19 protein-coding genes and 1 riboswitch are annotated in these 15404 nt (G+C 52.5%); of the genes, 8 read left to right on the top strand and 11 right to left on the bottom strand.

Annotated features, from left to right (window positions below; all coding sequences use genetic code 11):
- Nucleotides 1–82: 82 nt before the first annotated feature.
- Entirely contained in the window at nt 83–1249 is a 1167-nt protein-coding gene (locus tag MYS68_RS01810) for a response regulator (RefSeq protein ID WP_248924181.1), read from the top strand.
- A gap of 86 nt (nt 1250–1335) precedes the next feature.
- Here the strand turns inward: MYS68_RS01810 and MYS68_RS01805 are convergent, their stop codons facing one another.
- The gene (locus tag MYS68_RS01805) at nt 1336–1569 is read right to left on the bottom strand and encodes a hypothetical protein (protein ID WP_248924180.1); all 234 of its coding nucleotides are present in this window, start codon (nt 1567–1569) and stop codon (nt 1336–1338) included.
- Between the two features lie 133 nt (nt 1570–1702).
- Between MYS68_RS01805 and MYS68_RS01800 the strand changes: the two genes are divergently transcribed.
- Genes MYS68_RS01800 through MYS68_RS01790 form a run of 3 tightly spaced genes read left to right on the top strand, consistent with a single transcriptional unit; the run spans nt 1703 to nt 5254 of the window.
- Entirely contained in the window at nt 1703–3040 is a 1338-nt protein-coding gene (locus tag MYS68_RS01800) for a spore germination protein (protein WP_248924179.1), read from the top strand.
- 29 nt (nt 3041–3069) lie between these two features.
- Nucleotides 3070–4164, top strand: coding sequence for a GerAB/ArcD/ProY family transporter (locus MYS68_RS01795; protein WP_248924178.1), 1095 nt, complete (start codon nt 3070–3072; stop codon nt 4162–4164).
- Nucleotides 4145–5254, top strand: coding sequence for a Ger(x)C family spore germination protein (locus tag MYS68_RS01790; RefSeq protein ID WP_248924177.1), 1110 nt, complete (start codon nt 4145–4147; stop codon nt 5252–5254). Before MYS68_RS01795 ends, MYS68_RS01790 begins: the two co-directional genes overlap by 20 nt.
- Here the strand turns inward: MYS68_RS01790 and MYS68_RS01785 are convergent.
- The 4 genes from MYS68_RS01785 to MYS68_RS01770 form a co-directional block, all read right to left on the bottom strand.
- The gene (locus MYS68_RS01785) at nt 5244–5690 is read right to left on the bottom strand and encodes a ferritin-like domain-containing protein (RefSeq protein ID WP_248924176.1); all 447 of its coding nucleotides are present in this window, start codon (nt 5688–5690) and stop codon (nt 5244–5246) included. The two genes, MYS68_RS01790 and MYS68_RS01785, sit on opposite strands and share 11 nt — an antisense overlap.
- A gap of 156 nt (nt 5691–5846) precedes the next feature.
- Nucleotides 5847–6776 (bottom strand): NAD(P)/FAD-dependent oxidoreductase, encoded by a 930-nt coding sequence (locus MYS68_RS01780; protein ID WP_248924175.1) that lies wholly within the window; start codon nt 6774–6776, stop codon nt 5847–5849.
- A gap of 85 nt (nt 6777–6861) precedes the next feature.
- On the bottom strand, nt 6862–7383 hold the full coding sequence (locus MYS68_RS01775; protein WP_248924174.1) for a hypothetical protein: 522 nt from the start codon (nt 7381–7383) through the stop codon (nt 6862–6864).
- Entirely contained in the window at nt 7380–7847 is a 468-nt protein-coding gene (locus tag MYS68_RS01770; RefSeq protein WP_248924173.1) for a hypothetical protein, read from the bottom strand. Before MYS68_RS01770 ends, MYS68_RS01775 begins: the two co-directional genes overlap by 4 nt.
- Nucleotides 7848–7997: 150 nt before the next feature.
- Between MYS68_RS01770 and MYS68_RS01765 the strand changes: the two genes are divergently transcribed.
- The 4 genes from MYS68_RS01765 to MYS68_RS01755 all read left to right on the top strand — a co-directional run bounded on the left by MYS68_RS01765 (nt 7998) and on the right by MYS68_RS01755 (nt 10468).
- Complete coding sequence (locus tag MYS68_RS01765) at nt 7998–8537, top strand: CBO0543 family protein (RefSeq protein WP_248924172.1); 540 nt, start codon at nt 7998–8000, stop codon at nt 8535–8537.
- A 141-nt stretch (nt 8538–8678) separates the two neighbouring features.
- A riboswitch (cyclic di-GMP riboswitch) is annotated at nt 8679–8768 on the top strand.
- Between the two features lie 68 nt (nt 8769–8836).
- The gene (locus MYS68_RS01760) at nt 8837–9415 is read left to right on the top strand and encodes an HD-GYP domain-containing protein (protein ID WP_248924171.1); all 579 of its coding nucleotides are present in this window, start codon (nt 8837–8839) and stop codon (nt 9413–9415) included.
- A gap of 74 nt (nt 9416–9489) precedes the next feature.
- Nucleotides 9490–9624 carry a hypothetical protein gene (locus tag MYS68_RS38445; protein ID WP_275983412.1) on the top strand — a complete coding sequence of 45 codons (135 nt, stop codon included), beginning with the start codon at nt 9490–9492 and terminating at the stop codon, nt 9622–9624.
- 118 nt (nt 9625–9742) lie between these two features.
- On the top strand, nt 9743–10468 hold the full coding sequence (locus tag MYS68_RS01755) for a DsbA family oxidoreductase (protein ID WP_248924170.1): 726 nt from the start codon (nt 9743–9745) through the stop codon (nt 10466–10468).
- A 38-nt stretch (nt 10469–10506) separates the two neighbouring features.
- On the opposite strand, the gene MYS68_RS01750 is transcribed toward MYS68_RS01755, so the two are convergent.
- From MYS68_RS01750 to MYS68_RS01725, 6 genes are all read right to left on the bottom strand, one after another.
- Nucleotides 10507–11127: a DedA family protein gene (locus MYS68_RS01750; RefSeq protein ID WP_248924169.1), complete on the bottom strand. Its 621-nt coding sequence runs from the start codon at nt 11125–11127 to the stop codon at nt 10507–10509.
- A 24-nt stretch (nt 11128–11151) separates the two neighbouring features.
- A complete protein-coding gene (locus tag MYS68_RS01745) occupies nt 11152–11301 on the bottom strand; it encodes a hypothetical protein (RefSeq protein ID WP_248924168.1) in 150 nt (49 codons plus the stop codon).
- A gap of 87 nt (nt 11302–11388) precedes the next feature.
- Entirely contained in the window at nt 11389–12306 is a 918-nt protein-coding gene (locus MYS68_RS01740; protein ID WP_248924167.1) for a metallophosphoesterase family protein, read from the bottom strand.
- 32 nt (nt 12307–12338) lie between these two features.
- Entirely contained in the window at nt 12339–13646 is a 1308-nt protein-coding gene (locus tag MYS68_RS01735) for an ABC transporter substrate-binding protein (RefSeq protein WP_248924166.1), read from the bottom strand.
- A 25-nt stretch (nt 13647–13671) separates the two neighbouring features.
- A complete protein-coding gene (locus MYS68_RS01730) occupies nt 13672–14505 on the bottom strand; it encodes a carbohydrate ABC transporter permease (protein ID WP_248924165.1) in 834 nt (277 codons plus the stop codon).
- Nucleotides 14506–14524: 19 nt separating this feature from the next.
- Nucleotides 14525–15403: a carbohydrate ABC transporter permease gene (locus MYS68_RS01725; protein ID WP_248924164.1), complete on the bottom strand. Its 879-nt coding sequence runs from the start codon at nt 15401–15403 to the stop codon at nt 14525–14527.
- Nucleotide 15404: the final 1 nt, after the last annotated feature.

Here is a 15404-nt window from a genome sequence, read left to right as displayed (position 1 = left end):
TCCGAAAAAATTCCTATAAAGATGGGAAACTGTATTACCGATAGTATATATACAAATGTCGACGGATGGAGGCATCTGCCATATGAAAGTCGTGTTGGTGGACGATGAGAAACTGGCGTTAGTCAGGTTGGAGAAAATGCTCAGGGAGTTCCGCGATTGCCAGGTCATCGGTTCCTTTTCGGAGGCTGAGCCGGCGATTGATCAAATTGGCCGGCTCAGGCCCCACGCCGTCTTTCTGGATATACACATGCCGGATTTGAACGGCTTGGAGGCGGCCGAACGAATACACGCCGTCGCGCCGGACACGAATATTGTCTATGTGACAGCCTATGGCAATTATGCGGTCGAGGCATTCGAACTGGAAGCGGCCGATTATTTAATGAAGCCGTTGGAACGCGACCGGTTGAGCCTAACCATACAGCGTCTGCGGAAGCGCGTTGCGCTTGAATCGGGGCCCCCGAAAAATCAAACTTTATTGTATCATTGCTTAGGAGCCATGCAGATCCGGAAGCCGGACGGCGAACCGGAATTTCTGAAGTGGAGAACAACGAAAGCGAAAGAGCTGTTTGCCTACTTGCTGCACCATCGAGGGAAAATGATTAACAAAAACACCTTGCTGGAGCTGCTTTGGCCGGAACTGGACGAATCCAAAGGGCTTGCCAACCTGCATACCAGCATTAATCGTATTCGCAACGCATGGAAAAATACGTTCGGGGACGATTATATTTCGATCCGATATTCCCAGTACGGATATATCCTTGAGTCGAAAGATCTGCGAATCGATGCTGAAGAATGGGAGCAGGAGCTTCGCCGGTTAACCCCCGTTTCGATCGAAAATACCGCCGAACACCAGCGATTGCTCGATATGTATCGCGGAAATTTTTATGAAGAGGATAACTATGCGTGGGCAGAGGGTGAACGCCAAAGACTCAAGGCCCTATGGTTACAGCATGCCCTGCAGCTGGGACAATTCTATCATTCTCTTGGCATGAACATGGAGGCGCTTGGTGTTTACCATCAAATTCAAGAGAGGGATCCTTTGTACGAAGATAGTTATTTCGCGCTGATGAATCTGTACGCTCGACTGGATGACACGGAATCTGTTGAGAAGCAATATGAATTTATGATCCGAACATTGGAGCAGGAAGCCGGAGTCGATCCTAGTCCCGGAATCATGGAATGGTACGCACAATGGAAGAGATCGGACAAAAGGATAAATAACAATCCCGGCATACCCATTCAGTGTTAGCACGTCTTGCCGCAAAAACAAGGGAGTTCCCTTGTTTTTGCCGAAATTAAGCGGATCTGCGATTCCGGATCTTAAGGAAATCGCGATTAACGGATGCGGAAACTTTCCGTACGGTTGTTAAAGTATAATGTCACTTCCCATTCAGCGGCTGTCGATTCCAATTCTATCGCCTGAAGCCCCTCCCACTTCTCGTTTTCGGGTGCATGCTCGAGCCGGATTTTCAACTTATCGGTCAGTTCCTCCACCAACGCTTCGGAATACTCCCCATTCGATAAATTCACCGGTATCCATCGGTTATGGATAAAAATGCGTAAAAACATGCTCTTACCCCTTTTTCTTCAACATTATAGACAGCCCGTCTAACCAAATTCTAACCGCCTCGCATATTTTTCCGGAAAATGCATCAAAATATGGCTTTGAAGCCATCCTAATGTCAAAAAAGAGGACCGGAGCATGACTTCACAAATACCGCAATTGCAAACATGGCTGCGGCAAAAGCTGTCCGATTCTACCGATTTCGTACAGCAGGAACTGAAATACGACGGACAAACGGCTGCGATTTATTACCTGAAAAGCGTTACCGACGTGGCGACTCTTCAGAAGCTGTATATCGTGCCGTTTTTTACGCAATTTCAAAATTTGCAGGACTATGTGCAGTACGTGCGCTCGCTTTCCCATATGCCAAACATCCCTGCGCCGGAAGCGCTTCTGCAGTCGGTATTGCGCGGGACAGCCGTCGTTTTTGTGAGCGGTGAAGCGATCCCGATCAACGTCCAGCACAACATCAGCACCCAGCTCAGCGAAGCGACGGTGGAGAACACCGTTCAAGGGCCGAAGCACGCCTTCAGCGAGGATGCGGACATCAACATCAACCTGGTTCGGATGAGATACGCCGAAGCTTCGCTGACGACGGAAAAAACGTCCGTCGGCAAGCTGTCGCATACTCCGGTAACGCTCGTTTACGACAAGCAGCTCGTCAATCCGCAGGTTCTGGAAGAATTAAAGAAGCGCCTGGCATGCATAGACAGCGATGTGCTTCAGGCCGCTTCCCAGCTGCAGGTTTTATTGAACAAAAAAAGGCGCAGCATCGTGCCCACCATGATGGTAACGGAGAGGCCCGACCGCGTCGTGTTTAATCTGGCGCGCGGAAAAATCGCCTTGATCGTGCACGGCTCGCCTTTCGTCCTTATTCTTCCGGCCGTCTTTTACGACTTCATGGCGGGAATCGACAACTTTTATCAGCATTATTGGGTGACCCAATTTTTGGTCGTCCTTCGTTATATCGGCCTGCTTTCCAGTCTGACGCTCGCTGCCTTCTACGTAGGCTTAACGTCGTATAACCCCGAGATACTGCGCGTGCAGCTGGCGCTTTCGATCGCGGGGAGCCGAGCCCCGGTCCCTTATCCTTCGTATTTCGAAGTATTGTTCATGCTGCTCATGATGGAGCTGCTGACGGAAGCAAGCGTCCGCCTGCCGAAAACGATCGGCTCGACGGCAACCACGGTCGGCGGTCTGATTCTGGGCCAGGCCGCCACACAGGCAGGGCTTGTCAGCAACATTATGATTATCGTCGTTGCCGCCGTGGCGATTTCCAATTTTGTCATCCCGATCACCGAGCTCGGATTCGGCATCCGTTTGTTCCGTTACATCATCTTGATGATGACGACCATCTTCGGATTGGTCGGGCTTGTCCTGAGCTTTATCGCAATCGTTACCTTTATTGCCGACCAGGACAGCTTCGGACAGCCGTATTTAAAAATTTTCTGGAAAAACTCCGGCAGGCGGGCCTAGGTAAGGAGCGTACTTAAAGGGGGCATCCGATGAACCGTTATTTTTATTACCTGGTTATCCTGAACATGCTGGTCAACGTCATCAGCTACGTCCCCCAAATCATGACCGAATACCGTTTCCAAGGAACGCCCGCCGCCATTGTACTCGCGGTTCCCATCGGGACGCTTCTTATGTATGCGTTTATGAAATCGTTGACCCGGTTTCCGAACAAAACGTTTCCGGAAATTCTCGACCTTACTTTCAGCAAAGTCATTACCGTTCCGTTCAAGTTATTTTCCGGCGGCATGTGGTATTTGGCCGGAGCGATTTCGATGTTCGCCATCGCCGACATCACCCTCCGATACATCAACCCGGATTCTCCGACATGGCAGGTTACTCTTTTGTATGTAGCGATCGTTATATACGGAGCGAGCAGGAAAGCGCGGACGATCCTGTATACGCTTGAAATGCTGCTGCTCCTGGGGCTGCCCCTCGTCTGCATCATTTTCGCCAAATCGTTTCTGAACCGGGCCATAAACTGGGATTCGATCATCGCCGCCGGCAGTCATATTAACACTCTTCCGAATTGGGTGACGCTTGCCGCCACAACATATATTTTTAGCGGATATTTGAATATGTCGCTCTTCGGCCGCGCCTTTCCCCAGCCGGTCAAAACGAAGTGGATCTGGCTGCTCGGCCTGCTCGGCTTCGGCATCCAGTTGACGACCTATTTCATTCCGGTCGGATTTCATGGGTTGGACGGGGTAGGAAGCTACACGTATCCTTGGGTCAGCACGGCGGATTCGATGCGCATCGAGCTCGGTTTCGTAGAGCGCGTCATGTACATATTTTTGCTTCTATATGCGGGCATTTCCGCAATCAGCATCATGGTTCATTGGCACACGGCCATTGAATTTATCAAAAGCGCTTTGCCCCGGTCGAAACAAAACAGCCCTTGGATCAAATGGACGATTTTCGGCCTGTTCGGAGCCATTGCGCTCATCATCAGCAATTACCTCGATCAGGAAACGATTTTCGAAGTCGGCAGAAACTGGTTAAGAATCCGTTTCGCCGGAGAGATGATGCACGTAGCTATGACTGTGTATGCCGCAAAAAGGAGTTCATATGACAAAAAAGGTATGTAAACTGATGGCCATGCTGCTGATGTCCTTGTCGCTTTGCGCATGCGGCGGCTTTAAAGATATCGACAAGCGTTTTTTCGTTGTCGCCATAGCGATAGACGAACCCGTCAATAAAGATAAAAAATACAGGGTCACCGTCCGTCTGGCGATTCCGAGTCCGGAGGAAAAATTCGGGGCCAACTCGTCCATATTCGTTACGGAAGAAAGGGATTCGATCGCGGAAGCGGTGAGGATCATCAAATCGAAAATCGATAAAGAGCTTGATTTTGGCCATGCCAAAGCGCTGATCATCGGCGAATCGATCGTCAAGTCAAGGAATATGAAAGAAGTGATGGACTGGTTCATCCGGCGTCGGGATATTCAGCAGGTCGGCTGGCTTGCCGTCGGCTCGCCGAATGCCTCCGACGTCATTCATGCCGAGCCGAAATCGGAGCGGCTGCCCTCCAATATGGTCTATTTGCTTTTCGGACAAACCGGCACGGAGACAGCTTACATCGTATCGGAGTATTTGTTCGATTTCTACAGAAGATTGACCGAACGCGGGCTCGATCCGATCATGCCGATCATCGAACCGCGCGGACAAAATCAATTATCCGTCAACAAGGTGGCGCTGTTCGACAAAACCAAGCAAGTGCTTGTCCTGCAACCCTCGGAAACGAAAATTCTCAATACCTTTTACCAAGGCATCGGCAAGTTCGACATTCGCGTCGAGCAGGATGACCACTACTTTGTCGTCTCGGCCGAGACGGTAAAAAGCCGGTTTACCATCAAGCGGACGGCTTACGGGAAACCGCTTATTTCCATCAAGATGAAAGTGGTCGGCTTCGTTGAAGAAACGGACATGACGGAGCTGACGAGAAAAAAGATTCCCGAACTGGAGAAAGCAGCCGGTCAGACCGTGACCGCTCAAGCGCTGCAATTGTTGAAAAAGCTGCAAAAAGCCCGCGTCGACCCGGTCGGCTTCGGACTTAGATACAGAGCCACCCATTTCGATACGGACGAGGCATGGAGGGAATGGCAGGAGCTTTACCCCGATGCCGAGTTCGAAGTCTTTCCCGACATCAACATCACAAGCACCGGCGTCATCGGCTGACCGGTTGCGTCAGCAAAAACAAAAACCATACCGCGTGGTTTTGCTCGTCCGCCGCCGCCCGGCGAAACTGTTCCTTGATATAAGGATGGTGGGCTTTGTCCGCGATCTCGTGATAAAAATCGACCGTTTCCTGCTCGTCCTTAAACGCGAACATGACGCCCGCCCTGTATTCGGACGGACAGCTTTCCGTCATTTGCGGCTCGTGGCGTTTGCCGGTCAGCATGTAATAAATTTCATTAAATACCCGGAAATGCCCGATTTCGTCCTGCCGGATTTCCAAAATCCGGTTCCGCTCCTCTTCCCCCGGCGCGAGGGCGGACAATCCCTCATAGCAGGCGATCGCGCTGTATTCTCCATTGATCGCCTTGACGATATCCGCCACAAGCCCCGCATCGGCCGCATAACGGAAGGGCGCAGGATATGGGTAAAGTGACATTGTGCTCCGTCTCCTTTTTTGCTCGATTCAACATTTTATCGTATGCGGCCGAATGGGCAGGTGTTCCTCTCGGGATTCCTCCGGCAGCTCCGCTTCCCTAAACTACAAAAAGCCGCTCCTTATACATAGGGAGCGGCTTTAACAACGTTCAGGAAATTAGGCGCGGCCATTTCCTTCCAAATAACGCTCGCAATCGAGCGCCGCCATGCAGCCGGAGCCGGCCGCCGTTACCGGCTGCCGGTATTTCGGGTCCTGCACGTCGCCGCAGGCGAATACTCCGGGAATGGACGTCTCCGTAGTTCCGGGCCCGACGAGCAGGTAGCCGGCCTCATCGACCGGAAGCTGGCCTTCCAAAAATTGCGTATTCGGCGTGACGCCGACGGCAGCAAATATCGCGTCGGCCGGTATCGTATCCGGTGTCGGCCGGCCATGCCGGTTTACGTTCAAGCCGGCGACCCCTCTGTCCCCACCGATGACTTCGACAGGCGTGCATTCCAGTTCGAACCGTATTTTGGAGTTGGCCCGGCTCCGTTCGAGCAAGCGCGGGTTTGCCTGAAATTCCGCAGCGGGGTTCACCAAAGTCACTTGCCGGGCAAACCTTGACAAGTAGCCGGCCTCCTCCAGCGCAGCGTTTCCGCTGCCTACAACAATAAGCTGCTTATCCTCAAAGAAAAAGCCGCTGCATGTCGCACACGAATAAACGCCGCGGCCGATGAACGGCTTTTCCCCGGGGATGCCGAGATAGTTCGGCGAAACTCCCGTGGAGACGATAACGGTTTCGCACTGCAGCGCCGCACCGCTCTCCAGCCAAACGGTATAGGGCCGCGAGGACAAATCGACTTTGCTGACCCGTCCGGAACGCAGCTCCGCTCCGAAGCGTTCGGCTTGCTTGCGCATGTTGTCCAGCAGCTCGGGCCCCTTCACTCCTTTGGGAAAGCCGGGGAAGCTGTCCAGCTCCATCGAAGCCTTAAGGTGGGTGCTGGTGCCGAGGCCGGTTATGACGAGAGGCTGCGTATTCGCTCTCGCCAAATAAATGGCTGCCGTTAGCCCGGCTGTGCCCGCTCCTATGATGATGCATTTATGCATGCCCATTCCTCCCCCTGTTTCCGATCGTTTCGCGGCGCAAACTTCGGCCGGTCGATAACCTTATTCTTCCTTTTCCGCTGAAATTTCATTCACGGCAAGACGGCGATATGCGGGCGTACTCCCGTCTGATCCAATGAAAATAAACGATCGTTAATGACAAAGCGAGCATGTAAAACAGAAACGAAAAAAACAAATTCCAGCCCTTGTAGGTAAACATGTGAACCCGAAGGCCGGCGTATTCCAAACCTGTACCTGCCAGCGAGCAGAAAACGATAAACAGGGAGGTTTGGAGCCGCCCGCGAATTCCCAGCCGGTCATAGATATAAACGAATAAATACCCGAAGGCGGCATACATAGGATATGTACATAAATCGGCCAGCTCCATTTTCGGGGAATCGTGGGTATCGTAGAAGTCGAACGCTCCGTTTGTGCCGAAAATATGATCGGCCCATCTCGCTAAAAATAACCCGAACAGAAACACAAAAACGCTGACCGCAGGCGGAAACCGTCTGGGCAGCAGCCACATCAATGAATATGCCGAAATCGATATGACAAGCACAAACCATTCGTTTGCGTCGAAGCTCTGGGGCAAAGGAGGAATGTTCATGTTCGCGCTTCTCCTTTTTTCACCAGCGTCCGAAACATCTTCCGCATGCCCAGCGCCAAAACGATCCATACCGGCCAACGAATCAAAGACGTCCACAGCTTCCACTGATCATAACGAAAAAACCCGTAAAAGGCGCAAACCGCCTCAAAACTCGTCAAAACGCCGATACAGATGACGAATGCCGCAGCTTTTTTCCCTGCCGTCGAAAACGTATGCCAGCGGTCCGCCAAGGCCAAAATGCAAATCGTAAAAACAAATTCCCCCGCCGTATAAATCAGAAAGGTTGCGGCCTGCTGCGAATGGGCGAGCAGCCCCCAATTCGTGAAAAGATCGAACACCGTCGTATAGGCATACATAAATAACAAAAATATGCCCATATGCTCCATAGCGGAAAGATTTTTTTCGCTCGTGAAATACAAGCCTGCGATCGAAATCAGAAATCCGAAAAATAAAATAAATCCCACAGGACAGCAACCCTTCCGTTCGATGATCCATTCTAAATGTTTGCGATTCGGATACTAAATATTCGTCCTATTAGGGATAATAATTTTAAAGCGGACGAACATTACATTTCAATGGCCATGCAAACTGCAAAGGCAGAGAGGTTGTTGATTGTGGAATTCATTTTTTTGCTCGGGCTGAGCGGGTGGATTTTTACATCATGGAAATGGGCGGACTGGAGCCGCTTTGTCGAGTTCAGGGCAAGCATTTACATAGTGATCGTCGGCGATTTTCTATACAACGTACTTACGGAAAGCCGTCATTTATGGACCTTCGAATCGCCGTTTCTCCATTTTAGCCACAATATTTGGGACATCATGATTGCTTTTTCCAGCTTCCCGTTTGTCGTCATGCTCTTTTTATCCCATTATCCCGAAGGCTCCTTGTTCAAGCAGGCAATGTATAACCTGTTTTGGGCCTGCATTTACAGCTCGCACGAACTGATCGCTTCCTGGGTGGATATTTTCGATTATCATCACGGTTGGAACATGGAATGGTCCTTTGTGCTTAATTTGATCATGTTTCCATATATCCGGCTTCACCAAACGAAACCGCTTATGGCCATCATCATATTTTTCATTTGCACGTTAATGCTCAGCATCATCTTTCAGCTGCCGATCGTCTTTGAGGCAAATCTTCCGGCGGACCGTTAAATCATGCCCATCTGCCGTTTGTCCGCGAAAACGGACGGATAATCGAACTTTTTGTATTTTTCTGTCGATCGGTGGGTGACAAATCATGGGAATGAGTATATAATTCTATTAGTCATATTTTCCCATTCCCTTCACAATTTCATAACGAAAAGGCACACTCATTGAAAAATGGGGCCGCAAAGCTACAGGGGCTAACGCGTTCCGGGAACGCCATGCCAGCCAGTTGCCGAAATAAGAGAATTTATTTAATAAATCCCCTATTTCGGGGATTTTTTTAATTTATGATAAGGAGCAATGAGATGGAAGTCGCCGATTTATTGCTTCGGTTGCTTGCCAAGGATCCCCTGACCTATGAGCACAGCATCCGTGTGGGGGCATTGGCAAAAACCATGATCTCCCATTACGTGCCTGGAATGGATGAAATGGAAAAACAGAGCATTATCGCGGGATGCACGGTCCATGATATCGGAAAAATCATGATACCGGATGACATTTTATGCAATCCTTCTCCACTGACCCCCTCAGAATGGCAAATCATGAAACGCCACCCGGAAATCGGAGCCAGACTTCTTTTAATCGAAGGGGAGCGGGACCCGTATATTCTGGATATCGTTAAATACCATCACGAAAGGTGGGACGGAGCAGGATATCCTTACGGACTGAAGGGCAACGAAATCCCTCCGGTGTCCCGAATGTGCTCGATTCTCGATGCATTTGACAGCATGATCTCGGATCGCCCTTATCGCAAGGGAATGTCGGTCGAAGAAGCCAAGCAGGAGCTCTGCAAGCAAAGCTGGAGCCAATTTGACGGATTTTACGTCAATCAATTTATTAATTTGCCGAACGAAGTCCTTCTCTCATGCAAGCGAACTCCATAGCCCGGCATAGACAGCGAAAGATTAGGGTAATCTACGGAGGTTCGCCGCGCTTGAGAAAGATAGGAGGGACTCCGATGAACATTATGGACGGAATGGACGCCGCACGGTTCACTTCGGCCAATCCGGACAACAAGGACAAGAAAAAGAAAGAGCAAAAAGACCGCAGCCGCATGCCGGCTACAGTGCTCCGCGATTTCAACAATAAATAGCTGGATATGCCCGCTGCTTACGGCAAGCGGGTTTTTTTACGGATAATCCTTTTTGACAAACCGAAGCGTTGTAATTATAATGGTTACATCTCAAGGATAAAATACGGAGGTGTCCTTTATGAATGTTGAAATATGGTCCGATTTTGTGTGCCCTTTCTGCTATATCGGGAAACGCCGTTTTGAGGAGGCGCTGCAGCAATTTTCCGGAAAAAGCGAAGTTAATATCGTCTTCCGCAGCTTTGAGCTGGACCCTGACGCGCCGCGGGATGCCGGTCATGACGTACATGATATGCTCGCTGCCAAATACGGTATGAGCCGCGAGCAGGCCAAGGCGATGAACGCGAATGTCGACGAGCAGGCGCGTTCGGTCGGGCTGACGTATCATACCGATACGAGAGTTTTGACGAATACGCTCGACGCTCATCGTTTGACGCATTTCGCCGCACGGCACGGCAAAGGCAGTGAAATGGCGGAGCGTCTGTTCCGCGCGCATTTTACCGAATCGAAGCATATCGGCGATCACGATACGTTAGCCGCACTTGCCGCGGAGGCCGGGCTCGACCGGAGTGGAGCGGCCGCTATGCTTGCCGGCGGAGAATACGCGCAGGAAGTGCGCGGCGACGAGCGCGAGGCGGCAAGTCTGGGCGTTCGCGGCGTGCCGTTTTTCGTCATCGACCGCAAATATGCGGTTTCCGGCGCGCAGCCGAGCGAAGTGTTCCTTAATGCACTGGAGAAGGCGTGGAGCGAACGCAGCACCTTGACGGTGCTGAACGAGTCGGCGGAAGATGCGGCAGAAGCGGCTTGCGAAGGCGGCGCTTGTGCGCCGTCCGAACGGAAGAGTTGATTTTTGCGGGGAACAGCCTGATCCTTAAGACCGGCTGCTTATTTGGCCGCCATTCGCTTGCCTCTGGCCTTCTTTAAATACCATATGGCGGCAGCCGCCGCGGCGAGCACGGCGAAGCCGAGCAAAAGATAGCGATGTATCGCCGTGGTAACGGCGTGCCAATGCTCGCCCAAATAAGTGCCGAGCGCGATGAAAGCGATGGCCCACAGCATGGCGCCGGGCACGGCATACAGGCAGAAGCTTCGGTACGGCCATTTGCTGATCCCGGCGCTGTAAGCCGTTAGATGGCGCAATCCCGGTACGAAATAGCCGACGGTGAGCGCAAACTTGCCGAATCGGCCGAACCAGATCTGCGTGCGTTCCAGCTTCTCTTTCGTGATATGAACCTTTTGCCCGTATTTCTCGACAAGCGGATACCCGAATTTATATCCTATTGCGTAGCTAAGGGACATTCCGGCAAAGCTGCCCAGCACGGAAACGATCACCGTCGGCACAAAGTGCATCTTGCCCTTGGAGACCAGATAACCGGAAAACGTCATCAAAAATTCGTCCGGCACGGGCGCCCCGATAATGCCCAGCATCAAAGCTCCGAAAATGCCTGCGTAACCGTAATGGGCAATGAAAACGAACAGATTATGCTGCATCTTGCTTGCGGTCATCTCCCCAGCCTGGTATGTTCTACATTATTTGCCGGGGACGATTAAAATATGTTCGAGAATGAACTGCTTCTCCCGTTCCGTCAAATTCGATTTCTCGATGAGCTGAAACACCTGCCGCTCGATCTTGTGAATATTATCGAGAAACAACTCAATCCCCTCAAGTTGTTCGTTCATAGAGATCCCCCTTCGTCAAATGTGGCGATTTATATACAGCATACAAGGAAAATATAAATCCCCACTGAAGGAACTCTTAATTATTTCTTAACAACCGTCCAGCCGGACGACTTCGCAGCGGGGCATGCCGTTTTCTATGGTTATCCATAAAATATGATGACCGTCGCGCAGATGCGCCCTATGCTTGCATGCGCCGGTTCGGCCGAGCTGGATCAGCATGCCGCCACTTCGGCCCTCCGTCATTTCCAGGTCATGAAGATGACCGGCGAACACGGTGTGTTTCCTGTCTTCCAGCAATTGCTCCAATCTGGCGTAGCCCGGATCGCTCGTTTTCCACAAGGGCCGGTGCATGATCACAAACGTCCAGGCCGCATCCCGGTTTTCCGCCAGCACATTCGCGGCAAAGACGAGCTGCTCCTCCCCAAGACGCGGGCTCGCACCGCCGGATTCGTGCTCCTCGTCCGGCGATTGATCCAGCCGGGCGAAAAACGACTGAAGCGCCGCCTCCCCGCTCGCCGGGTCTTGCCTGACCAAACGTTCCATCTCCCTCAGCACCGGGATATATTTCTCATGCAGCGGCACCGGAGGGTCCTCCGTATTCAGGATCAAAAACAGCGCATTCCCGCGCCGGAACGCATAATACTCCGCGCCGTACCGTTCTCTCCATACGTTCAGCATGAGCGCACTGCCGCAGTCATGGTTGCCGATCGCCTTGAAAAACGGCACCCCGATCTCCCGGGTCATCCCGTCGATTTCATCCCATTCTTCGTGCGCTTCCTGTGCCGAGGTCCGGTAGCCTTCGATTAAATCGCCGACAGAGAGGATAAAGTCGGGCTTCATCCGTTTCACCTTATCGAGCGCTTGTTCGAACACTCCGGGCAAAGCAAAGCCCGTGCGGTCGCCGAGAACGGCGAAGCGCAGCGCCCCTTCCGTATCCCCGTGCAGGTTTCCATGCCAGGGCCGCTTGTCCGTTCCGAACCTTTCCTTATCCACAAAAAACTTCATCTGCCGCAACTCCCTTCCATCAGCTGAAAAATTTACTTTTGCATATCGATAATTTGCTGCACCTGGCCCGCCATCGATTTGATCGCCTGCTCGGGAGCGATGGAAGGGTCCAACAGCGCTTTTTTGAACTCATCCTGCATCTTGTTGGCGATTTCCGTATACCCTCTCATGACCGGTCTCGCTTTGGCGTATTGGAGCTGCTCGTAGGCGACGCGGTACTGCGGCTGCTTCTCCCACAGCTGCTTGATCTGCTCTGAAGCGACCGCATCCTTCGTATTCGGGATATATCCGGTACCTACGCTCATTTGCGCCGCATTATCCTTCTGCAGCAAATATTTGATGAACTGAACAGCGGCTTTTTTCTGCTCCTCGGGCGCTTTGAGCAGCACGCACAGATTGTACCCGTTTGTCGAGGCGCCGTATTGGACGCCGGCAGGCAGCATCGCCGTGCCGAGCTCGAACTTGTCCTTGGTCGACTGAAGCATGGTTGCCGTCACCGCGGAGGTTGAGACCATCATCGCCAGCTTTTCGCTCAAAAAGTCATTGTGCATCGGGGTATAAGAAGCCGTCCCCGTGCCCGAAGGCACCTTCATGATGCCGTCCTTCGCCATTTGCTGATAAAATTGCACGACGTTTTTGCCGGCCTCGCTGTCGAACGCCACTTTTTTGCCGTCCTTGGAGAACATCGTCCCCCCTTGCTGCAGCAGGCTCGTTTCGAACAAGATAACGTCCATCGGCATTTCAAAACCGTACACGCCGCTGCTTTTATCGGTCAGCTTGGCTGCGAAGCTGCGCAGCTCGTCCCACGTTTTCGGGCCGTCTTCGCTTAAACCGGCCTTGCGCAGCATGTTTTTGTTGTAATACATGACCATCGTGCTGCGGTTGTACGGGATGCCTGCAAGCTGGGCGCCGATCAGCGCATTGCCGAACAGCCCTTCGTGGATTTGCTCCAGCTCGCTTTTCGCAACATATTTATGCAAATCCTCAAGCGCGCCTGCGAGCGCATATTCGCCCGTTTGCGTCGTGGCCTGCATCGCCAGAGGCGGCTGGTTGCCCGCGACCAAAGCGGCCTGCAGCTTCGTGGAAAGAGCGCCCGCGTCCGCAAGATTGACGCCGCTTACCTCAATGTCCGACTGGCTGCGGTTGAAGCCGTCGACCAGCTTTTGCAACTGGTCGCCGATGACCGTTTGCTGCGAGTACCAGAATTCGATTTTCACCTTTTGGCCCGGTTGGGCCGCCGTTTCCTTATTCGCGTTGGCGCCGCCTGCCGACCCGCCTTGACCGCAGCCGGCCGTCATCGCCATCGCTGCCGCCAGCAGCGCCCATGCTGTTTTTTTCATTTCCATTCCCTCCGTATCGTTTGTATTATTTCAGCCCGCCGTGCGTAAAGGCGGATTTGATCTGCTTGTCGGCCGCCATATAAAGCAGCAAAATCGGAGCGACGAGGATCACATTGCCGGCCATCAGCAAATTCCACTGCAGCCCGTCTGCGTCTTTCAGCTTGACGATGCCCGCGGTCAAGGTCTGAATGTTTTCGTTATTCGTCATGACAAGTACCCAAAACAGATCGTTCCAATGCGCGATATAAATAAGCAGCGCGATCGTCACCAAAGTCGGCTTCACTGCGGGAAGCATCACGTTCCATACGATCCGCCACTCCGGGGCCCGGTCGATTTTGGCCGCTTCCACCAGCTCATTCGGAACTTGCCGGAACGATTCCGTCAGCCAAAATACGGCCGTGGACGAAGACAGGAACGGAACGATCAGCGCCGCATACGTATTGATCCATCCCAGCTTGCTGAGCAGCAAATAGACGGGAATGACCACCACCTGCATCGGGATCATCATTCCGGATAAAATCAGCGCAAAGATCGCCCGCGAGCCGGAAAAGCTTTTTTTCGCGAGCACATAAGACGCCGGAACCGCCACGGTGAGCTCCATGAGGACGATGCCGGCGGAGACGAGCACGCTGTTCAGAAAATACCGCTCGAAGGGGCCTGTCCGCCATACGTCCGCGAAGTTTTCGAACATCCAGCGCCCGGGCAGCCAGGTCGGCGGAAATACGGCCGTTTCGGCGATCGACTTCAGCGAAGTGACAACCATCCAGTACAGCGGGAATATATAAACAAGGCCGACTGCCAGCAGGATGGTTCTCGTGCCCCATGCGGCCAACGCCTTGCGATTTGCTGCCAATACCATCTTCTTACCTCCCGCCGGTTTATTGATAATGAATTCGCGATTTCAAAATGCCGAAATTCAGCGCCGCGAGCAGAGAAACGAGCAGAAACAGAATGACCGCCCCCGCCGACGCATCCCCGAACCGAAAAAACTCGAAGCCTGTCTGGTAAATCCAGTGCACTAGCACGTTGGAGGCATTGCCGGGCCCCCCGCCGGTCATCACCTTGACCGAATCAAACACCTGAAACGACCCGATCATATTCACCGTAAGCGCAAAAAATAGCGTCGGCGACAGCAGCGGGATCACGATGCGCCGCATCAGCACCGCCGGGCCCGCGCCGTCCAAGCGCGCCGCCTCCAGCGTTTGACCGGGAATGGACTGCATGCCGGCCACGAACAGCACGACGTTAAACCCGAGGCTTTTCCAAACCGCCACCAGCATGAGGGACATCAAAGCGGTGTCCGGACTGTCGATCCACAGCAGCTTCGGCAGGCCGACACCTTGAAGAATGCCGTTCAGCAGCCCGGAGTCTTTCTCCATCAACCACTGCCATAGCAGCGATATGGAAACTAGCGGAATAATATGCGGAGAAAACACCGCCGTTTGAATGAACGCATGAAACTTCCCCGGACGGTTTACCATAACCGCGACAACCAGCGCCAGGCTGCAGGAAACCGCAACGGTAAGCAGCGTATAGACAAGCGTATTACCGAGCACCTGCAAAAAATCCGGCGTTCGAAGCAGCCGCATATAGTTTCCGAACGCCACGAATTTCGTTGTGCCGCTCAGCAGATCAACTTGGTGCACGCTCAGGTAGATCACATAAAAAACGGGATACACTGTAAATACGAGACTGCCGGTCAGCGCCGGCAGCAAACATATGTATATCCAGACGTTATGTTTGCGGACGGATGGCATG

The sequence above is a fragment of the Paenibacillus hamazuiensis genome (genome assembly GCF_023276405.1).
GTDB lineage: Bacteria > Bacillota > Bacilli > Paenibacillales > NBRC-103111 > Paenibacillus_AF > Paenibacillus_AF hamazuiensis.
Note: the sequence above shows the minus strand (reverse complement) of the source record. Positions and strands in the feature narration are given on the sequence as shown.